The organism is Alcaligenes sp. RM2 (assembly GCF_052931795.1).
This window is the reverse complement of sequence record NZ_JBRFIO010000003.1, coordinates 94985-120895: the sequence shown is the minus strand read 5'-3', so window position 1 is coordinate 120895 and position 25911 is coordinate 94985. Positions and strand designations below refer to the sequence as shown.

The 25911-nt window shown below is 56.7% G+C and carries 23 protein-coding genes; 11 read left to right on the top strand and 12 right to left on the bottom strand.

The window, feature by feature from the left end; genetic code table 11:
* The first annotated feature begins 20 nt into the window (after positions 1 to 20).
* Both proB and ACU6HM_RS12210 read left to right on the top strand, forming a co-directional pair.
* Positions 21 to 1178: a glutamate 5-kinase gene (gene proB / locus ACU6HM_RS12215; protein WP_026484420.1), complete on the top strand. Its 1158-nt coding sequence runs from the start codon at positions 21 to 23 to the stop codon at positions 1176 to 1178.
* Positions 1179 to 1307: 129 nt separating this feature from the next.
* Positions 1308 to 2561 carry a D-amino acid dehydrogenase gene (locus ACU6HM_RS12210; protein ID WP_009460560.1) on the top strand — a complete coding sequence of 418 codons (1254 nt, stop codon included), beginning with the start codon at positions 1308 to 1310 and terminating at the stop codon, positions 2559 to 2561.
* 81 nt (positions 2562 to 2642) lie between these two features.
* On the opposite strand, the gene ACU6HM_RS12205 is transcribed toward ACU6HM_RS12210, so the two are convergent.
* Positions 2643 to 3404 (bottom strand): helix-turn-helix domain-containing protein, encoded by a 762-nt coding sequence (locus ACU6HM_RS12205; protein ID WP_009460558.1) that lies wholly within the window; start codon positions 3402 to 3404, stop codon positions 2643 to 2645.
* A gap of 112 nt (positions 3405 to 3516) precedes the next feature.
* Here ACU6HM_RS12205 and ACU6HM_RS12200 point away from each other — a divergent pair, with 112 nt between their 5' ends.
* The 3 genes from ACU6HM_RS12200 (at position 3517) to thiC (ending at position 6588) form a co-directional block, all read left to right on the top strand.
* Positions 3517 to 3891, top strand: a complete 375-nt coding sequence (locus ACU6HM_RS12200; protein ID WP_022983603.1) for a helix-turn-helix domain-containing protein — start codon at positions 3517 to 3519, stop codon at positions 3889 to 3891.
* A gap of 212 nt (positions 3892 to 4103) precedes the next feature.
* Positions 4104 to 4481, top strand: coding sequence for a helix-turn-helix domain-containing protein (locus tag ACU6HM_RS12195; protein WP_446763860.1), 378 nt, complete (start codon positions 4104 to 4106; stop codon positions 4479 to 4481).
* Between the two features lie 190 nt (positions 4482 to 4671).
* Positions 4672 to 6588, top strand: coding sequence for a phosphomethylpyrimidine synthase ThiC (gene thiC, locus ACU6HM_RS12190; RefSeq protein ID WP_009460552.1), 1917 nt, complete (start codon positions 4672 to 4674; stop codon positions 6586 to 6588).
* 1092 nt (positions 6589 to 7680) lie between these two features.
* Here the strand turns inward: thiC and ACU6HM_RS12185 are convergent.
* The 6 genes from ACU6HM_RS12185 to ACU6HM_RS12160 form a co-directional block, all read right to left on the bottom strand.
* Positions 7681 to 8259: an OmpA family protein gene (locus ACU6HM_RS12185; RefSeq protein ID WP_088453170.1), complete on the bottom strand. Its 579-nt coding sequence runs from the start codon at positions 8257 to 8259 to the stop codon at positions 7681 to 7683.
* A 265-nt stretch (positions 8260 to 8524) separates the two neighbouring features.
* Positions 8525 to 9514 carry a Bug family tripartite tricarboxylate transporter substrate binding protein gene (locus ACU6HM_RS12180; protein WP_026484425.1) on the bottom strand — a complete coding sequence of 330 codons (990 nt, stop codon included), beginning with the start codon at positions 9512 to 9514 and terminating at the stop codon, positions 8525 to 8527.
* 70 nt (positions 9515 to 9584) lie between these two features.
* The gene (locus ACU6HM_RS12175) at positions 9585 to 10322 is read right to left on the bottom strand and encodes an amino acid ABC transporter ATP-binding protein (protein WP_009460548.1); all 738 of its coding nucleotides are present in this window, start codon (positions 10320 to 10322) and stop codon (positions 9585 to 9587) included.
* A 60-nt stretch (positions 10323 to 10382) separates the two neighbouring features.
* A complete protein-coding gene (locus tag ACU6HM_RS12170) occupies positions 10383 to 11477 on the bottom strand; it encodes an amino acid ABC transporter permease (protein WP_137430654.1) in 1095 nt (364 codons plus the stop codon).
* Positions 11478 to 12665, bottom strand: a complete 1188-nt coding sequence (locus ACU6HM_RS12165) for an amino acid ABC transporter permease (protein ID WP_022983606.1) — start codon at positions 12663 to 12665, stop codon at positions 11478 to 11480.
* 98 nt (positions 12666 to 12763) lie between these two features.
* Positions 12764 to 13780, bottom strand: a complete 1017-nt coding sequence (locus tag ACU6HM_RS12160; RefSeq protein ID WP_022983607.1) for an amino acid ABC transporter substrate-binding protein — start codon at positions 13778 to 13780, stop codon at positions 12764 to 12766.
* 220 nt (positions 13781 to 14000) lie between these two features.
* On the opposite strand from ACU6HM_RS12160, the gene ACU6HM_RS12155 reads away from it, so the two are divergent.
* The 3 genes from ACU6HM_RS12155 to mutY are packed head-to-tail and all read left to right on the top strand — an operon-like array spanning position 14001 to position 16668.
* Positions 14001 to 14672: a cell division ATP-binding protein FtsE gene (locus ACU6HM_RS12155; protein ID WP_009460544.1), complete on the top strand. Its 672-nt coding sequence runs from the start codon at positions 14001 to 14003 to the stop codon at positions 14670 to 14672.
* Positions 14669 to 15577 (top strand): cell division protein FtsX, encoded by a 909-nt coding sequence (locus ACU6HM_RS12150; RefSeq protein WP_254002284.1) that lies wholly within the window; start codon positions 14669 to 14671, stop codon positions 15575 to 15577. Before ACU6HM_RS12155 ends, ACU6HM_RS12150 begins: the two co-directional genes overlap by 4 nt.
* Positions 15577 to 16668 carry an A/G-specific adenine glycosylase gene (gene mutY / locus ACU6HM_RS12145; RefSeq protein ID WP_446763859.1) on the top strand — a complete coding sequence of 364 codons (1092 nt, stop codon included), beginning with the start codon at positions 15577 to 15579 and terminating at the stop codon, positions 16666 to 16668. Before ACU6HM_RS12150 ends, mutY begins: the two co-directional genes overlap by 1 nt.
* A 35-nt stretch (positions 16669 to 16703) precedes the next feature.
* On the opposite strand, the gene rodA is transcribed toward mutY, so the two are convergent.
* The 5 genes from rodA to ACU6HM_RS12120 form a co-directional block, all read right to left on the bottom strand.
* Complete coding sequence (gene rodA / locus ACU6HM_RS12140) at positions 16704 to 17846, bottom strand: rod shape-determining protein RodA (protein ID WP_009460538.1); 1143 nt, start codon at positions 17844 to 17846, stop codon at positions 16704 to 16706.
* Positions 17843 to 19702 (bottom strand): penicillin-binding protein 2, encoded by a 1860-nt coding sequence (mrdA, locus tag ACU6HM_RS12135; protein WP_009460384.1) that lies wholly within the window; start codon positions 19700 to 19702, stop codon positions 17843 to 17845. Before mrdA ends, rodA begins: the two co-directional genes overlap by 4 nt.
* Before the next feature lie 14 nt (positions 19703 to 19716).
* On the bottom strand, positions 19717 to 20298 hold the full coding sequence (gene mreD / locus ACU6HM_RS12130; RefSeq protein ID WP_009460382.1) for a rod shape-determining protein MreD: 582 nt from the start codon (positions 20296 to 20298) through the stop codon (positions 19717 to 19719).
* Positions 20282 to 21163, bottom strand: coding sequence for a rod shape-determining protein MreC (mreC, locus tag ACU6HM_RS12125; protein WP_009460381.1), 882 nt, complete (start codon positions 21161 to 21163; stop codon positions 20282 to 20284). The genes mreD and mreC overlap by 17 nt, the downstream gene beginning before the upstream one ends.
* Before the next feature lie 61 nt (positions 21164 to 21224).
* Positions 21225 to 22268 carry a rod shape-determining protein gene (locus ACU6HM_RS12120; protein ID WP_003801946.1) on the bottom strand — a complete coding sequence of 348 codons (1044 nt, stop codon included), beginning with the start codon at positions 22266 to 22268 and terminating at the stop codon, positions 21225 to 21227.
* Positions 22269 to 22538: 270 nt separating this feature from the next.
* Here ACU6HM_RS12120 and gatC point away from each other — a divergent pair, with 270 nt between their 5' ends.
* From gatC to gatB, 3 genes are read left to right on the top strand one after another with little or no spacing between them, the layout of a single operon-like run.
* Entirely contained in the window at positions 22539 to 22847 is a 309-nt protein-coding gene (gene gatC / locus ACU6HM_RS12115; RefSeq protein WP_003801948.1) for an Asp-tRNA(Asn)/Glu-tRNA(Gln) amidotransferase subunit GatC, read from the top strand.
* Between the two features lie 9 nt (positions 22848 to 22856).
* A complete protein-coding gene (gene gatA, locus ACU6HM_RS12110) occupies positions 22857 to 24377 on the top strand; it encodes an Asp-tRNA(Asn)/Glu-tRNA(Gln) amidotransferase subunit GatA (protein ID WP_009460380.1) in 1521 nt (506 codons plus the stop codon).
* The gene (gatB, locus tag ACU6HM_RS12105; protein WP_022983608.1) at positions 24377 to 25834 is read left to right on the top strand and encodes an Asp-tRNA(Asn)/Glu-tRNA(Gln) amidotransferase subunit GatB; all 1458 of its coding nucleotides are present in this window, start codon (positions 24377 to 24379) and stop codon (positions 25832 to 25834) included. The genes gatA and gatB overlap by 1 nt, the downstream gene beginning before the upstream one ends.
* Positions 25835 to 25911: the final 77 nt, after the last annotated feature.

Here is a 25911-nt window from a genome sequence, read left to right as displayed (position 1 = left end):
GATGGATTTCTGAACTCGTCATGCAGCACTCTTCTCATTCTGAATCGGCCGTTGCGCAATCGCGCCGATTGGTTATTAAAGTAGGTTCCTCCCTGGTCACCAACGAGGGCAAAGGGATTGACCTGGATGCCGTAGAGCAATGGGCTACCCAGATTGCTCAACTGCATGCCCAAGGCAAGCAATTGGTGCTGGTTTCCAGCGGTGCCATTGCCGAAGGCATGGCCCGCCTGGGCTGGCCGCGCCGACCGAAGGCCATGAATGAGTTGCAAGCGGCGGCGGCCGTCGGCCAGATGGGCTTGATTCAAGCCTATGAAGTGGCTTTTGCCCGCCATGGTGTGCGCACCGCTCAGATTCTGCTGACCCATGAAGATCTGGCCGACCGCCATCGCTACCTGAATGCACGAGGCACCATCAACACCTTGCTGGACCTGGGTGTAGTCCCCATCGTGAACGAGAACGACACGGTGGTCACGGATGAAATCCGCGTGGGCGACAACGATACATTGGGCGCACTGGTCACCAATCTGATCGAAGCCGAAACCCTGATTATCCTGACCGACCAGGCTGGCCTTTACAGTGCCGACCCGCGCAGCAATCCTGATGCGCAGTTCATCTCGCTGGGACAGGCGGGCGATCCGACGCTGGAAGCCATGGCAGGCGGCTCGGGCAGCAATATCGGCACCGGCGGAATGATCACCAAAATCCTGGCCGCCAAACGCGCTGCGCAAAGCGGTGGCCACACCATTATTGCCTCTGGCCGCGAACAGCAAGTCCTGTCCCGCCTGGCACAAGGTGAGCGCATTGGCACCGAGCTGCGTGCCACCCTGCCCGTACGCTCGGCCCGCCAACGCTGGCTGGTCGACCAGTTGCGTGTGCGTGGTCGCGTATCGCTGGACGAAGGCGCTGTACGTGCGCTGGTAGACGGTCACAAGAGCCTGCTGCCCGTCGGTGTCACCCATGTAGAAGGCGAATTTGACCGTGGCGATGTCGTTGCCTGCGTGGACAAGCACGGCGTGGAATACGCCCGTGGTCTGATCAACTACTCCTCGGACGACACCCGCCGCATCATGGGCCAACCCAGCCACCTGATCAATGAATTGCTGGGCAGCGAACACGATACAGAGCTGATACACCGTAACAATATGGTGTTCCCACGCAGTGCACCGGATCAGGACTAATCCTTGACCCCTACCCTGCCCGCCTGTTGAAATAGACGGATAAAACGTATCGAATTGCGACAGTGCGCGCGGTTTTTGCGCGCCTGATTGCAACACTTTCCCTTTCGGGCGATGCGCCCAAGGAACCGTATGAAGATCCTCGTGCTAGGTGCTGGCGTAGAAGGCGTAACCAGCGCTTATTATCTTGCCCGCCAAGGACACAGCGTAACGGTCATCGACCGCATGGCTGGGCCCGCTCTGGAAACCAGTTTTGCCAATGCCGGTCAGTTGTCCTTTGGCTATGCCTGCCCTTGGGCTGCGCCGGGTATCCCGCGCAAAGCCATCAAGTGGATGTTCGACGAGCATCCGGCCCTGACGATTCGCCCGGATGGCACGCTGACACAAATCAAGTGGCTACTGGCCATGTGGCGCAACTGCACAGCAGACCGCTACGCCATCAATAAAGAACGCATGGTGCGTCTGGCTGAATACAGCCGCCACTGCATGGCCGAGCTGCGCGCCCAGACCGACATTCAATTCGAGCACCGTGCCCAAGGCACCTTGCAGCTTTTCCGTACGCAAAAGCAGCTGGACGGCATTGCTGCCGACATCGAGGTCCTGAAAGAAGCTGGCGTGCCTTACGAGCTGCTGTCCGCCTCCGAATTGCACACGATTGAGCCGGCTCTGCGCCACGTAGAGCACAAACTAAGCGGTGGCCTGCGCTTCCCGGAAGATGAAACCGGCGACTGCCAGATGTTCACCCGCCGCCTTAGCGAATTGGCCGAGAAGGAAGGCGTGGAATTCCGCTGGAACCAGAACATTCAGCGCATTCACAGCAACGGCACGCAGATCAGCGGCGTCCAAAGCTCCGATGGCCTGTTGACTGCCGATGCCTACGTGGTGGCCTTGGGCTCCTGGTCTACGGGTTTGATGAAAGACCTGCAGGCCATCCCGGTCTACCCGTTGAAGGGCTACTCCATTACCGCCACAATTGCGGATGCCTCGCGTGCGCCTCAGTCCACTTTGCTGGATGAAAGCTACAAGATCGCCCTAACCCGCTTTGATAATCGCATTCGCGTGGGCGGCATGGCCGAGGTCGTCGGCTTTAACAAGCGCCTGAATCCCCGCCGTGAACAGACCTTGCTGATGGTCCTGAATGATCTGTTCCCCGGCAGCTACCAAAGCGATGCAGATCTGCATTTCTGGACCGGCCTGCGTCCCAAGACGCCGGACAGCACCCCAATTGTGGGGCGTAGCCGCTACTCCAATCTGTTCCTGAACACCGGCCACGGTACGCTGGGATGGACCTTGGCTACCGGCAGTGCGCAATTGCTGGCTGATCTGATCAGCAACAAGGAGCCTGCCATCCGTGCAGACGACTTGTCGGTGCAGCGCTACTACTAAGCCCTGCCCCCCACAGCATGAACAAAGGCTCTGCCGGTATAACCGACAGGGCCTTTTTCAACTGCCCTGATGACATCCTGACTAGGCCAGCAACTGGCAATTAGCAGCGAACATATAGCCCCAGTTATGAATCGAGCGGATAGGCAGAACCGTGCCTCCCTGGTTGAATTTGCGTCTCATACGGCTGACCAGAACGCCCAGGCGGTTGATATGCGAAGCACCGGGTGGATTGCTGATTACATCCGTTTTACTAGCCACAGCCCGCATCAACTCGTAATGACTGGCCCGGCGATCCTCTTCGCGCAGCAAGCGGACGATGAAGGCGCGCTCCGTGCTGGTCAGGCTAAACGAGATCCCGACAGGCGATATCAAGGCCCAGCCCTCCTGATCCAGCACCCACTCCTGGGGCTGAGACGGTTCAGGAATGATGGGCATCTGCATCATGCGCCGCTGCAAGCTGTGCAAACTGGCTGCCAGCAACTCCAAAGACGCATCCCTGGGGCAAAACTGATCTCCGCCGCTATGCAAGGCTTGCAGCATGGCCGAGTCCGTCGCATCAGACTGCATCAGGATTCCAATTTGCGGACACAGCATACGTAAGCGCACGGCCGCCGAGCAGATTTCCGCCAAGGCCCCGCCCAACCAGGCAATACATATCGAACCGGCGTAACGGCCCCGCGTTTGGGCCAACTGCAGCAAAGCCGTCGCATCCGGACAAAAAATAAGACGATAACCACGTTCTGCCAGAGCCTGAATTTGTTGTTCTAGTAAGTTTCGATCAGGGATAGACGTGGCCAGGTACAGAACAACAGGACCGCCAGCAATTTCATTTGCAACCGACATAGTTGATACCTTAACTATAATGACATCTGATGACTATGCCGGACAGTATAAATCACGACTGTGATTTTTAATTAAAACCATCGTGTTTGGCTTTACATCAACAATCTGTTGTGTGAAACATTTCTCCGAACGCCTTCGCCACGCACGTCAACATCGCGGTCTTTCTCAGGCAGATTTGGCACGTCTATGCGGATTGACCCAGAGCGCCATCTCCAATTATGAAAATGGCACTCGTCGGGATGCACGTGAAATTCTGGAGTTGAGCAGAGCCTTGAATGTCAGCGCTTTGTGGTTGCGCAAGGGTATCGGCACGATGGAGTTCACGCAGGACAGCTACACATTGTCCGAACCCCTGGATGGTCCTCCCATTGTTACCTGGCCTTTCCGTCTGTTTTCCGTCGATGAAGTGGTTGCTTTGGCAGATGGCGAACGTGATTTGCTCGATCGCACTTTGCGTCATTTACTGGACGGCATGAAAAAACGCTAGGCACCGTACGTTCTACCCGCCTATACCGCCTGCCTTGTTAAACACCCCTGACATTCAAGCTTTAAGCACAGGCTTGAACCCGACAAATCTGGTGCTGCTCCCATCTTAAGCTTCTCTTCGTTTCATTCAGCCGGTTAAGCCAGACATTTTTATCACATACGACATCTTTACTCAAAACCATCGTGCAGGGCGTTCCATGAACAATCTGTACTGTGAAACACTTTTCTGATCGCCTCCGCCACGCCCGCCTGCAACGCGGCTTTTCTCAAGCCGAGCTGGCTCGTCTGTGCAACCTCACTCAAAGCGCCATCTCCAATTACGAGAGTGGTACGCGGCGTGACGCGCGCGAAATTCTGGATCTGGCCAAAGCCCTGAATATCAGTGCTCAATGGCTGAAAAACGGGCTGGGCAATATGGAGCTGAGTGCAGCCCATGCTACCACCTTGCAAGACTCCGGCGAAGGCCCACCGATTGTGACCTGGCCCTTCAACCGCTTTTCCGTGGACGAGATTGTGGCTTTGCCACCCAAAGAGCGTGACCACCTGGATCAAACCATCCGTCATCTGCTCAACGGTATGAAAAGAAAATAAGCCTTATACGTCCACAAGCAGCTCCAAGATACCTATACTTGTCAGCACGCAGGGGTACTCGCCATTTGGCGGGTTGAGATAAACCCTCGTACCAGTACGGATAATGCCGATGCTGGGAGCGTGTGCCACAGGTGCAATGCCTGCACGGCACTTCTTCCTATATCGGCTCCACCATTTCTTTGGAGCTGCAATGACAAGCAAAACCCCTTCTTTTACGGCCACAGCGGCCAGCGTAGACCCGGCTGCGATCCAGCCCTTACCCAACTCCCGAAAAATCTACCAAACCGGCTCACGGCCTGATCTGCGTGTGCCTTTTCGGGAAATCTCCCTGGCTGATACGCCCAGCCACTTCGGCGCCGAGCCGAATCCTCCCTTAAGCGTTTATGACACCAGCGGTCCCTACACAGACCCCTCGGTGCAGATCGATATTCGCAAAGGCCTGCCCCCGCTACGCCAAGCCTGGATCAGCGAGCGCAAGGACACCGAGTTGATGGCAGGACTCAACAGCCAGTACGGTCAAGCCCGCCAGGCCGACCCGGAACTGGACACGTTACGCTTCGAGTTGAAGCGTCAGCCTCGACGCAGCATTTCAGGAGCCAATGTCACGCAAATGCATTACGCACGGCGCGGCATCATCACTCCCGAAATGGAGTTTGTGGCGATTCGGGAAAATCTGCGACGCGAGCAATACATTGAAAGTTTGCGGGCCAGCGGTCCGCAAGGCGAAGAGATGGCTCGTCGCCTGACCAAGGTACACCCTGGTCAAGGTTTCGGCGCCAGCTTGCCCACCACGGTCACCCCCGAGTTTGTTCGTGATGAAATTGCGCGTGGCCGAGCCATTTTGCCCGCCAATATCAACCACCCGGAAACCGAGCCCATGATTATTGGCCGCAATTTCCTGGTGAAGATCAACGCCAATATCGGTAACTCCGCCCTGGGCTCCACCATTGGCGAAGAGGTCGAAAAAATGACCTGGGCGATTCGCTGGGGTGCGGACACCATCATGGATTTGTCCACGGGCAAGAATATCCATGAGACGCGCGAATGGATTATTCGCAACTCGCCGGTTCCTGTCGGTACGGTGCCTATTTACCAGGCCTTGGAAAAGGTCGGCGGCATTGCCGAAGATCTGACTTGGGATATTTTCCGCGACACCTTGATTGAGCAGGCCGAGCAAGGCGTGGACTATTTCACCATTCATGCCGGTGTGCGTTTGCCCTTTATTCCCATGACGGCCAGCCGCATGACAGGCATTGTTTCGCGCGGTGGTTCCATCATGGCAAAGTGGTGTCTGGCGCATCACCGCGAAAGCTTCCTGTACGAGCATTTCGAGGACATCTGCGAGATCATGAAGCAGTACGACGTGGCTTTCTCGCTAGGCGATGGCTTGCGCCCCGGCTCGGGCTATGACGCTAATGATCAGGCACAATTCGCGGAACTGCGTACCCTGGGCGAGTTGACCCAGGTAGCGTGGAAGCATGATGTTCAAGTCATGATTGAAGGTCCTGGTCATGTGCCTTTGCATCTGATTCCAGAGAACATGCAGTTGCAGCTGGAGCACTGTCATGAGGCCCCCTTCTACACCTTGGGACCTTTGGCAACGGACATTGCGCCGGGCTACGATCACATCACTTCCGGTTTGGGTGCGGCGATGATTGCCTGGCAAGGTACGGCGATGCTGTGCTATGTGACGCCCAAGGAGCATCTGGGCTTGCCGAACAAGAAGGACGTGAAGGACGGCATCATCACTTACAAGATCGCAGCACATGCCGCGGACTTGGCCAAGGGGCATCCTTCGGCGGCCTTCCGGGACAATGCCTTGTCCAAGGCGCGCTTTGAATTCCGTTGGGATGATCAGTTCAATCTGGGTCTGGACCCGGATACAGCGCGTGAGTTCCACGACGAGACTTTGCCTAAAGACTCCATGAAAGTGGCGCATTTCTGCTCCATGTGTGGGCCCAAGTTCTGCAGCATGAAGATCTCGCAGGATGTACGGGACTATGCCAAGGCTAATGGTCTGGATGAGCAGTCCGCTGTGGATCAGGGGATGAAGGAGATGTCAGTGCAATTTGTTCAGCAAGGCAGCAAGCTGTATCAGGAGGCTTGATGCTGTGTTGAATACGGGCCGGGTGTGAACATGATCTTTGTTTGATCAGGCCTTGATGGGTTAAAGCCCTGGGTGGATTCTTTCTGCCTGGGGCTTTTTCTTTTTGGAGCTTCGTCATCTCATTTGATTGGAAAGCGAGGTTTAACAGTCAGAAGAGATCGTTGCTGAAGACGTCAGTTAAGCCTAGCTTCAGGGTGTCCGGGCTGAGGGTTTGCCGGTGCTGCGCACCGGTGCCCTTGTCAGGAGATAGCTACGGGCGCATCCTGAACTCGCCGGGTACTTGGTCCCCCGGACCAAGTACAAGCGTCCGGCTCAAACAGCAGGATGCTTGCACCCCTACGCTATCTCCCGACCGCGGCAAACCCTCTGAACCGCCCGGACACCCTGAAGCTAGGCTCAACTGGCTCACAATCGTTTTTTCTGGACGGTTCAAACTGCATCCTTGAATGGCGTGTGGCACTTTCCTGGTCTGCGTCGAATCTCTGACCTCTGACCTATCACCTATCACCTGAGACCTTTCACCTCCGACCTCTCTCCTCAGACGTCAAACCTCAGACCCAAGATCCGAAATCCCAAATCTCAGACCCAGACCCAGACCCTCAATACATGATTACTTGAATAGCCACGGTATGAGCCCTTGGGGGCGGTGGGGACCCGGAGGGGCGATTCAGAGTACTTGCCGCAGGCGGGGGCATGATCCGGGGTGCAAGCACTCTGCTGTTTGAGCGGGACGCTTGTGGTTCGTCCGGGGGACGAACCACCCCGCGAGTTCAGAGTGCGCCCGGATGATGCCCTCGACAAGGGGACCGGTGCGCAGCACCGGCAAGTGCTCAAGCCCCTCCGGGTGCCCACCGCCCCCAAGGGCGTGCTCATCACTGCGTTCTACTCAATAATCAGCCCTGCCCCTCTCAAGTAACGTTAATGCCATCAACGACAACAGATAACCACCAATCAGCAGTTCACAACTAATAACTGACAACTGACAGAACATGCTGCCCTCAAACCATGCCCTCACTCCCCGATCAAACAAAAAAAAGCCCGGTTAAAAAACCGGGCCTTTTGTCAGCACACCTTAAGGCGGCAAGCAGAGACTTACTTCTGCGGAGCGTACAAATACAACTCCACGCGGCGGTTCATGGCACGGCCTTCAGCCGTCGCATTATCCCCAATAGGAGCGTTCGGGCCACGGCCTTCTACCATCAAACGACCTTGTCCCACACCTTGCTGCGTCAGGTAATTCGTCACAGCGCTTGCGCGGTTAACCGACAAAGTTTGATTGGTCTGTGCCGACCCGGTGCTATCGGTATGACCGACAGCCTTGGCACGCAGCTCTGGATGCTGATTCATGGCGCGAGCCACACTATCCAGAACAGGCAGCAAAGCAGGCTTTAACTGATAATGGCCGGTATCAAACGACACACTGCTAGGAATATTGACCCGCAAGCTGCCATCGGGCATTTCGGTCACATCCACACCCAGGCCAGTTGCGCCAGACTGCTGAACATCCTTTTTAATGCCAGACCAGTTGTACGCTGCAATACCACCAGCCAGTGCACCGATACCTGCACCAATCATGGCGGCCTTGCTGCTATCACCAATCAAAGCCCCAAGACCAGCCCCCACAGCAGCGCCGCCACCCGCACCCACTGCGGTACGACCACCTGTGCTCATATTGTCCATCGTGCCGCAAGCGGCCAAAAGGGAAAGAGCACCAGCACATGCTGCTAATTTTGCAGAACGAATGGAAATTGTCATTATTGGCTCCGTAATCTCAAATTAAGTACCAGGACCGCCTGAATGCCTCCAATACTAGCAAGAGGCACCGCAAGCAGGTACTTCAAAACAGACTTCACTGCCTTCTTTAACAATTCTTGATCTTGCCAGCGACCACACAAACTGCAGTCACTGATTGCCTGGGGGCTAAGTACTTGAAAGCTTAGAACAACTCGGCACCCGAGTCGGCAACGACTTCTTTGTACTTCTTCAGATCATTGCTGACAAGCTCGCTGAATTCAGCCATGGTACCAGGCTGCACATCCGAGCCCATGGTAGCCAGTGCTTCACGCACGGCCGGGTCCATCAAAGCCTTGGAGTAAGCGGCATGCAGCTTGTCCAGCACAGGCTGTGGTGTACCGCCCGTAGCAAACACTCCAAACCAGGTGCCCAGATCAAAAGGCTTCACGCCAGCCTGCTCCATGGTGGGAACATCAGGCAGGAAGCTGGAACGCTCCAGAGTCGTCACAGCCAGGGCCTTGACGGTATCTGCCTTGATCAACGGCGCTGCCGAAGCCAGGTTATCAAACATGAAATGCACTTGGCCTGCCAGCAAGGCCGTTTTGGCAGGGTTGGCACCGGCGTAAGGCACATGCACGGAATTGATCTCGGCACGGGTGTTCAGGACCTCACCGGCCAGATGACCCGCACTGCCATTACCGCCCGAAGCAAAGTTCATTTGACCGGGATGCTCTTTAGCGTAGCTGATCAGATCCTGCACCGAAGCAATCTTGTTTTGTTCGGCAAACTCTTTGTTCACGATCAGGATGTTAGGCACCGAGGCAACCAGGGCGATAGGCGCAAAGCTCTCGACCGGGTCAAAAGGCACGGTCTTGTACAGCCAGGGGTTGATGGAGTTGATCGCCACCGCCCCCATCATCAGGGTATAGCCGTCCGGAGCGGCCTTGGCCACAATGCTGGCACCGATATTGCCACCCGCACCCGACTTGTTCTCCACCACAACCGTGCCCAGGTCGCCTTTGACGCGTTCAGCCAGCAAGCGAGCCATGCTGTCCAAAGGGCCACCCGGTGGATAAGGCACCACGAACTGGATAGGTTTGGAAGGATAAGCATCCTCCGCCATTACAGCCGGGGCAGCCATGACAGCCGCAACACCAGAGACAGCCAGCAGCCACTTACAGACTCGAAACATCACTTTTTTCCTTGAAATAAAAATGCATATGGGCTGCACAAGGCAGCCCATGCAGAGCAGCCACTGATCCTTAATGAATGATCTGGCTTAAGAACTCACGCGTTCTTTCACTGCGTGGCGAGTCAAAGAACTCATCAGGCGTATTTTGCTCGATGATTTCGCCCTGATCCATAAAAATGACCCGATCAGCCACTTTACGCGCAAAACCCATTTCGTGGGTCACGCACAACATCGTCATGCCGGTATGGGCCAGCTCGACCATCACTTCCAGCACTTCCTTGACCATTTCCGGGTCCAGCGCCGAGGTAGGCTCGTCAAACAGCATGATTTTAGGCTCCATGCACAGGGAACGTGCAATGGCCACGCGCTGTTGCTGTCCGCCAGAGAGCTGTCCGGGATACTTGTTGGCCTGCTCTGGAATACGTACACGCTCCAGATACTTCATGGCCAGCTCCTGAGCCTGGGCCTTGGTCTTGCGACGAACCCACATCGGCCCCAAAGTCAGGTTTTCCATCACGGTCAGGTGAGGAAACAGATTGAAGTGCTGAAACACCATGCCAACGTCACGCCGAATGGCCTCGACCTGGCGCACATCGTTGGTAAGCTCCTCACCAGCCACAATGATCTGCCCTTTCTGATGCTCTTCCAGGCGGTTGATGCAGCGGATAAGGGTGGACTTGCCCGAACCCGAAGGCCCGCAGATAACGATGCGCTCGCCGGGGGCCACATCCAGATTGATATCGCGCAGCACATGGAACTGCCCGTACCATTTATTGACGTTCTTTAGCTGAATAATGGCGTCTGCCATGCAAAACTCCTTGTCTGGCCAGCAAAGCAATAGGTCTTACCCAAGGCTTTGCTACCTGTGTCAGCGTTCATAACCCGTTTGCAAACGTCGCTCCAGCGAACGACTGTAGCGAGAGATGGAGTAGCAGAACACAAAATAAATCAGTGCGATGAACAGATAGGCTTCCCGGCTAAAGCCGCGCCAGGCCGCATCGGCCAGGGCCACTTTGGCCGCCTGGGTCAAATCGAAAATACCGATAATCACGACCAGGGAGGTGTCCTTGAACAGGGAAATGAAAATGCCTACCAGTGGCGGGATCACGATCTTGAGCGCCTGCGGCAAGATGATCTGACGCATGGTGCGCCAGTAGCTCAAGCCCAGCGAAGCCGCGCCTTCATACTGTCCCTTGGGAATGGCCTGCAAGCCGCCCCGCACGGTTTCCGCGATGTACGCCGCCGCAAACAAAATGATGGCGATCTGAGCACGCAGCAGCTTGTCGATGTTAAAGCCCTCGGGCATGAACAAAGGCAGCATTACCGAGGACATGAACAGCAAGCTGATCAGCGGCACGCCACGAATCAGTTCGATGTAAACCACGCACACTGCCTTGACGGCCGGCAAGCGCGAGGTACGTCCCAAGGCCAGCAACAAGCCCAAAGGAAAGGCGAACGCGATGCCGAAGGTAGCCAGAATCAAGGTCAGCGGCAAACCGCCCCACAGGCTGTTTTCCACATAGCTCAGGCCCAGCACACCGCCCCACATCAAAATACCCACGACGGTCAGGCCAACCAGCCACAGTACAGGCAGCCAGGGTTTCCAGAACCAGCGCACGCAGCTGCACACGATCAGCAAGGTCAGCAGGATGGAGGCCAACAAGGGTCGCCATTGCTCGTCATAGGGATAGATGCCAAACAGGATCAGACGGTGCTTTTCACGGATGAAAGCCCAGCATGCACCCGCACTGGCCCGACAATCCTGCGCGGTTTGCGCATCGAAATTGGCCTTGATGAACAGCCAATCGATCATGGCTGGCACAGTCATCAAAAGCAGCCAGGCCGACAACACCGTCAAAATGGCGTTCAAGGGAGAGGAAAACAGGTTCTGGCGCAGCCAGCCCAGGGTGCCCCGCTGCAGTGGCGGTGGCCCGCTTACGGTGGATGTAGGCGTATGACTCATTTAGCGCTCCACCAAAGCAATTCGGTTGTTGTACCAGTTCATGAAGATCGAGATCGACAAGCTGACCGTCAGGTAAGCCGCCATGATGATCAAAATGCCTTCAATCGCCTGCCCTGTCTGGTTCAAGGTGGTGTTCACCACAGACACAATATCGGGGTAGCCAATAGCCACGGCCAAGGAACTGTTTTTAGTCAGGTTCAAGTACTGGCTGGTCATGGGAGGCACAATCACGCGCAGAGCCTGGGGCAGAACCACCAGACGCATCATGCGGCCACGGGACAGACCCAGTGCCTGCGCCGCTTCCCATTGTCCTTTGCCCACGGCCTGAATACCGGAACGCACCACTTCCGCCACAAAGGCCGAGGTATAGGTAATCAAACCGGCCAGCAAGGCGGCAAACTCAGGCGATAAGGTTACGCCCCCTACAAAGTTGAAACCTTGCAGACGGGGCACATCCAGCGCCAAGGGTTCGGGGCTGATCAGCAAGGCCAGAACCGGCATCAGAACCAGCAGCAAAATGCCAAAGCGAATGGTGGGGAAAGGACGGCCCGTTTTTTCCAGACGACGACGCGCCCAGTGCGCCATCAAGACCCACAGCACCACCGCCAGGCCCAGACCCATGAAGATCCAGTCCATGCCATCGCCCTGGAGGGTGGGCAGCTTCAAACCACGATTCGATAAAAATACGCCGCCCAGCGGATTCAAAGCCTGCCGCGGTCCGGGCAAGGTCTCGGTAATCAGGGCGTACCAGAAGAACAGTTGCAGCAGCAAAGGCACGTTACGCATCACTTCCACGTACAAGCCCGCCAGCCGGGAGACCAGCCAGTTCTTGGACAAGCGTGCAATGCCCAGCAAGGTGCCAAACACGGTGGCAGCAATAATGCCGATCACCGCCACTTTCAGCGTATTGACCAGACCGACCAGAATGGCCCGCCCATAAGTATCCGAGGGCTTATAAGCCAGCGCCGACTCGCCAATGGCAAAGCCAGCCTCTCGGTTCAGGAAATCAAAGCCTGTAGAAATATTGCGAACAGCCAGGTTGTGCAAGGTATTGGAGACCAGATACCAAACACAAAAGCCAAGCACACCCAAAATCAGCACCTGGTAAATAATGCCGCGTGTGAACGGATCATTCCAGGATAGGCGCCGTTTAGGGGGGGCTGGCGCGGCAGGTGTATTTTGTGCCATAGCGTAAAACCCGTGGATGCAGCACTACGCGTAGCCCTGCGAGGTGGCGCGCGTCTGGCCGAAGCCAGACGCAAGAACAAACAGCGAAGACCGAAATCTTAACGCACTGGCCAGCCGTACATCACACCACCGTCACGCCATTGCGCATTCAAACCGCGATCCAGCTTCAATGCCGTCGATTTACCCAGATTACGCTCGAAGCTTTCACCGTAATTGCCGACCTGTTTAATTATGTTGTAGGCCCACTTGTTATCCAGCTTCAGACCTTTGCCCAGCTCGCCGGACACGCCCAGAATGCGCTGAATGTTCGGGTTATCGCTCTTGGTCTTTTCATCCACGTTCGCGCTGGTAATTCCATATTCTTCGGCCTCCAGCATGGCGTTCAGAGTCCAGCGCACCAGGGTGAACCAGTCCTCGTCGCCCTGACGCACGAATGGGCCCAGCGGCTCTTTGGAGAAATCCTCGGGCAGAATGTCGAACTCATCCGGCGTAGCCTGGGCGGCACGCATGGCTGCCAGCTGGGATTTATCGCTGGTAAAGCCGTCGCAACGACCGGAGGTAAAGGAGCGCATGGCTTCTTCAGGGTTGTTGATCACCACAGGGTTGAACTTGATACCCTGACCACGGAACCAGTCCGCCAGGTTCAGCTCGGTCGTGGTGCCGGGCTGTACGCACACAGCGGCCCCATCCAGCTCTTTAGCGCTTTTCACGCCCAGGGATTTTTTCACCATCACGCCCTGGCTGTCATAGTAGTTAATGCCAGTGCTGACCAAACCCAAGGTCGTATCGCGAGAGATCGTCGCGGTGGTATTACGGGTCAGCACATCGACTTCACCCGATTGCAGGGCGGTAAAGCGCTGCTGAGTGGTCAAGGGCGTAACCTTGTATTTTTTGGCATCCCCAAAAACAGCAGCGGCGATCGCACTGCACATGTCCACGTCAATGCCGGACCAGACACCCTTACTGTCTGCCAGCGAGAATCCTGCAATACCGGTTGAGACACCGCACTGAACAAAGCCTTTCTTCTTCACCGAGTCCAGGGTTTCACCTGCCTGTGCATTAGCGGCCAAGGCCATCAACGCAACACTACATGCAATGGTTTTCACTAAGGTCATGGAATATCACCTCCTGTTTACTTTTGGTAAATGGATGCAGATTACAATTGCAGCTAAGCTGTGGTGTCCAATCGTAGAGCCAGACTGTCCAAACACAAATCGGGGGTTTCCCTCTAACAATCTGACTAATACTTTTACCTACGCCGACATTTTCATGCGAGCCCCGGCGGTCATTCCCCAGGGGCTTTCCAAGCAGATTCCTCTTTAATTGTGCGTCGCGATGATCGAGTTCCAACACGTTTTTAAATCGTATGGCCGCAGTAAAAATATTCTAGCCGACATTAATTTTCGCATTGATGACGGCGAATTCATTTTTGTTTCCGGCCCCTCGGGAGCAGGTAAATCCACCTTATTGCGTCTGATCGGAGGCCTGGAGCTGCCTAGCCGTGGCTCTGTCCAGGTCAATGGACACAGGCTGGATAAGCTGCCGGCCCGCGCACGGCCGTATTTGCGACGCGCCGTAGGCGTGGTTTTACAAGATACGCACTTGCTGCAAGATCGCAGCGCCCTGGCCAATGTACTCCTGCCCCTGGCCGTCATGGGTCTGGAGCCCAGCACGGCGCAGGCACGTGCCCGCGCCGCCATGGAAAAAGTGGGCCTGCGTGGCAAAGAAGATTTAAAGCCGGTGGAAATGTCGGGGGGTGAACAACAACGGCTGGCGATTGCCCGCGCTATTGTGAATCGCCCGGCTATTTTGATTGCCGACGAACCCACTGCCAATTTGGACGCTGATAACGCCAAACGCATCATGGATGTATTGATGGACTTTAACCGGGTGGGTGTCACCACCTTGATTGCTTCGCACGATCTGAATTTGATGGCACGCTATGCACGTCGAACCCTGTTGATTCAGGACGGCCGTTTTTCCGATCACCCAGGAGTGCTGGCATGAGAACCTGGCTGCGTCATCATCAATACGCCTTTCTGGTGGCCCTGCGCCGCCTGAAAGTGCAACCCTTCTCCTCCCTGTCCAACCTGCTGGTCATTGCCTTGACCCTGGCTGTGCCCGTTCTGGGAGCCAGTATCTTGCTGGCCGCTCAACCTGTCGTGCGCGAGATTCCGACCTCGCCCGAAATGACCGTGTTCATGAAGCAGAACAGCACGCTGGAACAGGCGCAAGCCTTCAGTCAGGCCGTGGGCAAAGAGTTTCAAACTGAACTGGCCCAGATCAGGCTGGTCAGCAAGGAGCAGGCGCTCAAACAACTGCAAAGCAACCCCAGCTGGACAGACGCCTTGGGCGCCTTGCCCAGCAACCCCTTGCCACACGCCATTGTGCTGACTCTGCATGAAACCCCGGACTTGGTGACGCGTGCCGACACCCTGGCCAAGACCTTGCAAGACCGCGAAGGCGTAGATAGCGTGCTGCTGGATAGCGAATGGGTGCAGCGTCTGGCTGCGATTCTGAGCTTCATCCGTATTGGCTTATGGATTCTGATGGCAGGTGTGGGCGTAGTGGTGATTGCCACTGTGTTCAATACCGTCCGTCTGCAAGCCCTGAACCAGCGTGAAGAAATTGCCGTGGCCCGTCTGGTCGGCGCCACCGAAGCCTTTGTACGCCGCCCCTTCCTGTATATGGGCGCGCTAACCGGCCTGACGGCCAGCGCTCTGGCATGCGGTCTGGCCCTGCTGGCACTGACCCCACTGAACAAAGCCTTATCCAGTCTGGCCCAAAGCTATGGCGTCCAGTTGACGCTCCGGCTGCCAGAATTTTCTCTGTTGCTGACAGCGGCTATTTTGGTCGCCATTTTGGGCGCCCTGGCAGCACGCTGGTCTGTTACCCGTAGTACCCAATATTGATGTCACTTCCTGAACCCCGTCCCCAAGATCTGGCCGAAAAAGTGGTGGCCTGGCAAAAAACCTCCGGCCGCCACCACCTCCCCTGGCAGAACACGCAAGATCCTTACCGCGTCTGGCTGTCCGAAATCATGTTGCAGCAAACCCAGGTCGCTACCGTACTGGGTTATTACGAGCGTTTTCTGGAACGCTTCCCCACCGTCAAGGATTTGGCCGAGGCCGAGCAAGACGAAGTCATGCCTTATTGGGCCGGTTTGGGCTACTACGCCCGCGCCCGTAACTTGCACCGCTGTGCCCGCGAGGTCATGGAGACATGGGGTGGCCGTTTTCCGGCTAATGCCACAGATCTGGCGACCTTACCCGGCATTGGCCGCTCTACCGCCTGTGCCATCGCCGCCTTCTGTTTTGGCGAACGTAGCCCCATCATGGACGGCAACGTGAAACGCGTGTTCACACGCTACTTCGGGATCTACGGGCCCACGCAGAAAAAGGCCGTGGAAAACGCCTTATGGGCCAAGGCAGATGAGGTCGTGGAACTCGCCCCCGCCAGCCTGGATATGGCGGCCTACACTCAAGGGCTGATGGACTTGGGCTCGCAATGCTGTACCCGCAGCAAGCCCACCTGTAGTCTCTGTCCGCTGCAAAGCGACTGCTACGCCCACACGCACCAGGCACAATCCGAGCTGCCCAGCCCCAAAGAACGCATTCGTCAGGATGAACGCTATGCGCATGTGCTGATTCTGGAGTTGAATGGCCAGGTTTTGCTGGAACAACGTCCTGACAAGGGAATTTGGGGTGGCCTGCTCACCCTGCCCCAGTTTGACGATGCCATCAGCCTGCAAACGGCGGCACTGCATTGGTCTAACGAGGAAGCTATTGCGCTGGCCTCTTTCCAGCATGTGTTTTCTCACTTCAAGCTGCACATCACCCCTTGGTTACTGCAAGTCGATGAATCTGTACTGGTCGAGCCAGTGGCAGGCCAGCAATGGCAGGACCATGAAGCACTGGAGCAGACCGCTTTACCTGCACCCATACGCAAGCTGCTGCTGGGTTTGTACCAGAGCAAGGATAGTGAACAATTACTTCTGAGCTAATGCCAAGATCCCCGGCCTAATCCGGGGGAATGGCGCTATGCAGGCCGCGCTGGCTTATCGTTGCTGATGCTCATCAGCATCCCGCAGGCTACACCCAAGGTCATCAAGGCCGTACCGCCATAGCTCAGGAACGGCAAAGGCACGCCTACCACGGGCAAAATTCCCGTCACCATGCCTATGTTCACGAACACATAAACGAACAGCATCATGGACATGGAACCGGCCAGCAAACGGCTGAATTGGGTGTGAGCCACAGCAGCAATCGACAAGCCGCGCAGGATCAACAAGGCGTACAGCACCAGCAGCATGATGCCGCCGTACAAACCGAATTCTTCGGCAAACACTGCAAAAATAAAGTCGGTTGTGCGCTCGGGCACGAAATCCAGATGGGACTGGGTGCCCATCATGTAGCCCTTGCCGTAAACACCACCAGAACCGATCGCAATCATGGACTGGATGGTATGGAACCCTCTGCCCAAACGGTCACTACCGGGGTTCAGCAAGGTGCAGACACGGTGCTTTTGATAGTCGTGCAACACCACCCAATCCAGGTCTGGTACGCAGATATAGTCTTCGTAGTACAGCAAGGCGCTAATGCCCAGCACCAGCACCACCACAATGGGTACGATCAGCTTGAAGGACAGGCCTGCAAAGTAAATCACGCAGAAACCGGCCGCAAACACCAGCAAAGCCGTACCCAAATCCGGCTGACGCACGATCAGCAGGAACGGAATCATCAGCAAGATGCCTGCCACCATGAAGTCCAGCAGGCTCATCTTGGGCCGCTGATAGCGGTGGAAATACCAGGCCAACATCAAGGGCACGGAAATTTTGAGCATTTCCGAGGGCTGAATACGTGCCACCCCCAGGTCCAGCCAGCGCGTTGCGCCCTTGCTGGTTTCGCCAAAGAACTCCACCCCCAAAAGCAACACGACCCCGATCGAATACACCACCGGAGCCAGCTTCATCCACAAGGCAGGCGGAATCAGGGCGGCCAGCCACATCACACTAAAGGCCAACAGGAAATTACGCACCTGATCGGCAAAGCGCCAGTCTGTACCGCCCACAGCGGAATGCATGACGGTCATGCCCAGCGCAGCCATCAGCACCAGCAAAAGCAGCAAAGGCCAATCAAAGGCGGTGACGGCTCTCAGGCCCAGTTGCAAAAGTCGCTTCATTGCATCTGCCCTCGTTCCACCAACCAGTAATCAAAGACCTTGCGCACAATCGGTGCCGCAACCGACCCACCCCAACCTGCGTTTTCCACGATCAGGGCAACAGCAATTTTGGGGTTCTCTGCCGGGGCGTAGGACATGAACAAGGCGTGGTCACGCAAACGCTCATCAATGGCGTTGGCGTTGTACTTGGCACCGCGCAAGCTAAAAACCTGTGCCGTACCCGTTTTGCCAGCAGCCTGATACGCCGCACCCGCAAAAGCCCGGCGGGCGGTACCCAAACGCACCACATCCACCAGAGCACGTTTGACCACATCCACATTAGCCTGCTTCAGGGGGATCAGCTTGGCATCAATACGCACGGGCTGTTCAATTTCCGGATCATGGGGGCTGAGCGTCTGGGTGACCAGATGTGGAGGCCGCACAATGCCATTGCTGGCCAGCACGGCGGTCGCATGGGCCAGTTGCAGCACAGTAAACGAGTTATAGCCCTGGCCCACGGCCACCGAGATACTTTCCCCGGCATACCAGCGCTGTTGGGCCGGTTTTTTGTAGGCCTGACGTTTCCATTCAGTAGAAGGCAGAATGCCTTGGCGCTCGCCATCCAGATCAATGCCGGTTTGCTGACCAAAGCCAAACTGCTTCATGAAATCGTGCAGATTATCAACGCCAATTTCCGGGCCCAATGAGTAGAAATAGGTATCGGAGGATACCACCAGGGCGCGGTGCATGTCGGTAGAGCCATATACAGCGCCACCCGCGTTACGGAAACGCTGACCACCAAACTCAAAGTAGCCAGGGTCAGAAATACGGTCCGTCGCCTTGCGCTTGCCGGTTTCCAAAGCAGCCAAGGCCACAAAGGGCTTGTAAGTCGAGCCGATAGGATAGGTGCCGTACAGTGGGCGGTTAATCAGCGGGTGGTCGGGCGAGTCATTCAGCTTGCGCCAGTTCTCTACGTCAATACCGTCAATAAACAGGTTCGGATCAAAAGACGGGGCCGACACGAAAGCCAGCACTTCGCCAGTGCTGGGCTCGATGGCCACCAGCGCGCCGCGTCGTCCTTCAAACAGGGCTTCAGCCATTTTCTGCAGGCCAATGTCCAGCGACAAACGCAAGCTGGCACCCGGTACGGGGTCGACCCGGCTCAAGGTACGTACTGGACGGCCCGACGCGGCCACTTCCACTTCCTCTATCCCTGTGCGACCGTGCAGGGTCTTTTCCCAGGTTTTCTCGATCCCTTTTTTGCCAATGACTTGCGTGCCACGGTAGTTACCGGTTTGCCCGGTTTCTTCCAGGCGCTGCTGATCGCCCTCGGAAATACGGCCCACATAACCCAGCACGTGCGCTGCCGCCTCGCCCTGCGGATATTCGCGCACCCAGCGAGCCTGCAAGGTCACACCAGGGAACTTGAAGGCATGGGCAGCAAACCAGGCGGCTTCATCATCGCTCAGGTTATTGCGCAACAGAATTTCAGAATATCGACTGTTTTGCGCGACGCTCTGCTTGAATCGACGACGATCACGTGGACTTAGCTCCACCAGTTCGCCGACACGATCCAGCATATCGTCTACCGGCTCGCCCAAACTGGCGGGTACGGCCGACAAGGTGTAGTCCCGGTAATTACGGGCCAGTACCTCGCCATTGCGGTCCAGAATCTCGCCTCGACGAGGGGTAATCGGGATGACGGCAATACGGTTTTGATCGGCTCGGGCGGCAAAGCCTTCGTAGCGCACCACTTGCAAATACCACAAGCGCACGCCCAGCACCCCTAACAGTACGCAGGCCAGAACGGCCGCTACCAAGGCGCGAAACAGAATGCGCTGGCGCAACTGATGCGAAGTTTTTTTGAATTCAAACATGGCCGCCCTACCCGTCAGGACGAACCGGAGTCGGACTCGTCCAGACGCCGCTGCGGCAAGAACAGCACGCTATCGGCCAGCGGCCACAGGGCGGCGGTCAACAAGGCGCCTCCGGCCCACTCCCAGCCAGACCACTCCCCTACCAGCCAGGCGTGCAGAACCCGCACGATCAACTGGGCCAGCAGCATGACAACTGCCATGTGCAAGAAGTGAGTCCACATGCCAAAGTTCAGGATGCGCTTGCGTAGCAGCAATGCGCCGTACACGACCAGAATATAGGTCAGGGCATGTTCGCCCAGCAGACTGCCATCGTGCACATCCACCAGAATGCCCACAATAAATGCCAGTGACATGGGAACACGGCGCGGCTCGTGTACAGCCCAGAAAGCCAGTACCAGCATCAACAGATCAGGCGCAAAGGGCAGCAGGCGCCAGGGCAGCATGGAAACCAGCCACATCAGCAGAATCGAGCCCCACACCAACCAGGGACTGGAAGCGCGCGAAAACGGGCTGCTATCAATAGGCTGCAAACTACTCAAGGATGAGGACCGGGTTTTACGGCCAGAGGTGTCCGAGGACTCAGCGCGTCGCATCATTGGCATCGTCCTGTTCAAGAGGGCGCTCGCTCTCGGGCACTAGCAAAATCAGAAAATGGCGATAACGCTCGGGGTGCGACAAAGGCGTCACCAAGGCCAGCGCAAAACCGGACGCATCATCGCGCTCGATACTGCTGACCATTCCCACCGGCAGACCGGCAGGGAACAAGCCCCCGATACCGCTGGTGATCAAGGTATCGTTCGGCTCCAGATCCACATCAGCCGTCAGAAAACGCACTTCCACTTTGCCACCGGGGTTGCCACCGAAGGCAATCAAACGCAGACCATTGCGCAACACCTGTACCGGCACCGAGACTTTATCGTCCGTGATCAGCGCAGCTTCCGAGGTAAAGCGCGTGACACGCACCACCTGGCCAACCACGCCGCCTTCGTCAATAACCGGCATACCGGGTCGAATGCCGCTGGCCGAGCCTTTATTGAAGATCAGGTGACGGGCGTACCCATTAGGCGGTTCGTACAGAACCTCTACCGCGACAGACGGTTGGGTAACCGTATCGGCCACTTGCAGCAAACGGCGCAGCTGCTCGTTCTCAGCAGACAGCTGGGCGGCATGGGTAGACAACTGAGCCAGCTCGATACGCTGGCGTTGCAAGGCTTCTTTTTCGGAACGGGCGGTGGAGGCCGCGTCGGTCCAGCTGCTGAAATAAGTAACCAGATCACGAGGGGCCAGCATGACACGCTGAAAGGGATACAGCACAGTGGCCACGGCCTGCCGCACGGGTTCGAGCACAGCATAACGAGCGTCAGTAATCAACAAGCCCACAGCCAGCACCAAAAGAGCGGCCAGACGCAGCTCAGCTGATGAGCCGCGCCTAAATAGCCGGATGGAGCCTTGTTCTCGCATTACTCAAGCACTCGATCGCTTGCCCCCACAGGCAGACACTGCCGTGAAGGCCAAGCAAAGATCAATCGTAAATGAATACGGACTCCAGACGCTCCAGATGTTCCAGAGCCTCACCGCAACCCCGTACCACGCAGGTCAGAGGATCTTCAGCCACCACGACGGGCAAGCCGGTCTCTTCTTGCAGCAGACGGTCCAGGTCATGAACCAGAGCACCACCACCTGTCAGGACGATGCCCTTGTCAGTGATGTCCGCACCCAGTTCTGGAGGAGTTTGTTCCAGAGCGGTTTTAACCGCGGAAACGATTTGATTCAAGGGATCGGTAAGCGATTCCAGAATCTCGTTGGACGACACCGTGAAACTGCGTGGCACCCCTTCGGACAAATTACGACCCTTGACTTCAATCTCGCGAATTTCAGTGCCAGGGAATGCGGAACCGATCTCTTTCTTGATCAATTCAGCCGTAGGTTCACCAATTAGCATTCCGTAATTGCGACGGATGTAATTAATAATGGCTTCGTCAAACTTGTCGCCACCGACGCGAACCGATCCTTTATAGACCATACCGCCTAAAGAGATCACTGCCACTTCGGTTGTACCACCACCGATATCCACCACCATGGAGCCGCTGGCATCGGACACGGCCAGGCCTGCACCGATCGCGGCCGCCATGGGCTCTTCAATCAGGTAGACCTTGCTGGCGCCAGCGCCCAGAGCAGATTCTTTGATGGCACGGCGTTCCACCTGGGTGGAGCCGCAAGGCACACACACGATAATGCGTGGGCTGGGAGCAAACATGCTGCGTGGGTGAACCATGCGGATGAACTGCTTGAGCATTTGCTCGGTAACCGTAAAGTCCGCGATCACACCATCCTTCATGGGCCGGATGGCTTCAATATTGCCAGGCACCCGACCCAGCATTTGCTTGGCCTCCTGCCCAACGGCCTGAATGATTTTTTTACCATTAGGTCCACCTTCATGGCGGATGGCTACAACGGACGGTTCATCCAGTACGATACCCTTGCCGCGTACATAGATAAGGGTATTGGCCGTACCGAGGTCGATTGCCATATCGCTGGAAAAGTAACTGCGTAGGAATCCGAACATGGGCGCGCAAAGTGTAAAGTGTTTGGGGAAAAGGCAGGTAAATTCGGCGCGGAACTCAAGCGTAAAACGACAGGCACAAGAACCAGGCAACGAATTCAAAAATACCTGGGAAGGAAACGGTCAATGATAACTTATAATTGCTCTACATTAGGACTGTTTTAATGGTCAGTTAAGTTCTGTAACCCCCGCATTTGCTGTAAAAGTGCCAAACTGTCCCTAACTGACGGATTTCCGCTTTTTTTTATTACTCATTTTCCAGTACCCACCCACATGTCTATCACTGAACAGGATGTTGCCCGTATAGCGCAACTGGCGCGCCTTGATCTTTCTGCTGAACAAGCCTCCCAGGTCGAGCACGATTTGACGCGCATCCTGGGCCTGATCCAGACCTTGCAAACCGTTGATACTCAAGGCGTTGAGCCCATGGCCCACCCTTTGTCCGCCCGCCAGCAGATCAGTCTGCGTCTGCGCGAGGACAAGGCCCTGCCTTCCGGAACGGTAGAAAGCCGTCAGGCCATGATGCGCAACGCCCCCGCCGAGCAGGATGGCCTGTTTCTGGTGCCCACGGTCATCGAATAAAGCAAAACCATGTCTTTTACCCCTGAATTCGCGACTATTGCAGCGCTGCGCCAGGCTCTGCAAAACAAAACCGTCAGTGCCCGCGAGCTGGCCCAGCAAGCCCTGGACAACAGCGCCCGTCAAAAAGAGCTCAATGCCTTCGTGCAGCAGGACGCTGCCCTGACCCTGGCCCAGGCCGATGCCGCTGACGCCCTGATTGCTCAAGGCAAGGCCGGTCCACTGACCGGCATCCCTATCGCCCACAAAGATTTGTTTGTCACCAAGGATTGGCAGACCACCGCCTGCAGCAAAATGCTGGAAGGCTACGTCAGCCCCTTTGACGCCACGGTCGTGACCAAGCTGCAGGCAGCCGGTGCTGTCTCGCTGGGCAAGTTGAACTGTGACGAGTTCGCCATGGGCTCGCGCAACGAAAGCTCGGTGTTTGGCCCCGTGCGCAACCCTTGGGATCACTCCATGGTGCCCGGTGGCTCCTCGGGTGGTTCTGCCGCCGCTGTCGCTGCTGGCCTGGTAGCGGGTGCGACTGCAACCGATACCGGTGGTTCGATTCGCCAGCCTGCCGCCCTGTGTGGTGTCAGCGGCATCAAGCCCACCTACGGCACGATTTCCCGCTTCGGCATTATTGCCTACGGCTCCAGCCTGGATCAGGCCGGCCCTATCGCCCGCAATGCAAGCGACTTGCTGGACCTGCTGGAGAACATGTGTGGTTTCGACCCGCAAGACGCCACCAGCCTGGAATTTTGCGACGACCAGCCCAATAACGGCGCGCGCATTCGTCAGCAATTTGAACAGCAACAGGCTCAACAAGAAGCCCAAGGCAGCCAGCCACTGAAAGGCCTGCGTATTGGTGTGCCCGCCCAGTTCTTTGGCCCCGGCCTGGACCCGGTCGTTGCCGACGCCATTGAAGCCGCCCTGAAAACCTACGAAAGCCTGGGTGCAGAGCGCGTCACCGTGCAACTGCCCCTGACAGAGCTGTCTGTCCCTACTTATTACGTCATCAGCCCCGCTGAGGCCTCCACCAACCTGTCGCGCTTTGACGGCGTACGCTTTGGCCACCGCGCCAGCCAGTACACCGATCTGAACAGCATGATTTCGCGTTCGCGCTCGGAAGGCTTTGGCCCTGAAGTGGTACGCCGCATCCTGGTCGGCACTTATGTGCTCTCGCATGGCTACTACGACGCCTACTATCTGCAAGCCCAACGCGTGCGCCGCATGATTGTGGACGACTTCCAGAAAGTCTTTGAACAGTGCGACCTGATCCTGGGCCCCGTCACACCGGCTCTGGGCCGCAAGCTGGGTGCCACCATCGAGGATCCCACCACCGATTGGCTGGGCGACGTCTACACACTGGGCGTGAGCCTGGCCGGCCTGCCCGCCATGTCCATTCCTTGCGGCTTCAGCAAGGATGAGCGCCCCCTGCCCATCGGCCTGCAAATCATTGGCAACTACTTCCGTGAAGGCCAATTGCTGGCCTTTGCCGACCGCTTCCAGCAAGTCACCGACTGGCATCAACGTCAACCAGGACAACAATAATGGAATGGGAAATTGTGATCGGGCTGGAAACTCATACCCAGCTCTCGACCGAATCCAAAATCTTCTCCAGCAGCAGCACTCGCTTTGGCGCCTTGCCCAACACGCAAGCCAACGAAGTCGATATGGCCTTGCCCGGCGCTCTGCCTGTCTTTAACCGTGGCGCTGCCGAACGGGCCATTCGCCTGGGTCTGGCCGTAGGCGGCCACATTGCGCCGCGCTCCGTGTTCGAGCGCAAAAACTACTTCTACCCGGATCTGCCCAAGAACTACCAGATCAGCCAGATGGAAATTCCCGTCGTCAGCGGCGGTACGGTCAGCTTCATGCTGGACGGTGAAGAAAAAACCATCAATCTGACACGCGCGCACCTGGAAGAGGATGCCGGTAAATCCCTGCACGAAAACTTCCGTGGTCCCTACGGCGAGTCCAGCACCGGGATCGACTTGAACCGCGCAGGCACGCCGCTGCTGGAAATCGTGTCCGAACCTGAAATGCGCTCGGCGGCTGAAGCCGTGGGTTATGCACGCGCCCTGCACAGCCTGGTAGTCTGGTTGGGCATTTGCGACGGCAATATGCAGGAAGGCTCTTTCCGCGTGGACGCCAACGTGTCGGTACGCCCCAAAGGCCAGAAAGAATTTGGCACTCGCTGCGAACTGAAGAACATCAACTCCTTCCGCTTCCTGGAACGTGCCATTCAATACGAAGCACGCCGCCAGATCGAGCTGATCGAAGACGGTGGCAAAGTCATCCAGGAAACGCGCCTGTACGACTCGGACCGTGACGAGACCCGCAGCATGCGCAGCAAGGAAGACGCACACGATTACCGCTACTTCCCCGATCCTGACCTGCCACCTCTGTTTATCAGTGAAGAGTGGATCGAACAGGTTCGTCAGGACATGCCTGAACTGCCCGCCCAGAAACTGGCTCGCTTCGAGCAAGAGTTTGAACTGAGCCGTTACGATGCCTCGCAACTGACGGTAGATCGTGCAACGGCTGACTTCTTCGAAGCCATCTTGCAGGCGGGCTCCAAGGCGAACGCGAAACTGGCCGCCAACTGGATTCTGGGCGAACTGTCGGCTGCCTTGAACCGTGAAGAGCTGAGCATTGAGCAGTCCAAAGTCAGCCCAGCACAATTGGCTCAGCTGATTGCCCGTATTGCGGACGGCACCATCTCCAACAAGATTGCCCGTGACGTGTTTGCGGCACAGTGGGATGGCGAGCTCAATGGCGATGTGGATGCCATTATCGACGCCCGTGGCTTGAAGCAGATCAATGACGTAGGTGCCATTGAGGCCATGGTGGACGAAGTACTGGCCGCCAACCCCAGCATCGTCGAGCAGCACCGTGCCGGCAAGCCAAAAGCCTTCAACGCTCTGGTCGGCCAGGTGATGAAGGTGGCCAAGGGCAAGGCCAATCCGCAGCAGATCAACGAAATGCTCAAGCAAAAGCTGGACGCCTAAGTCCGGACTCTGCGCTTAACGGATACAAAAACACCAGGCCTTGGCCTGGTGTTTTTTTACTGCTGAACTTTGCTTGC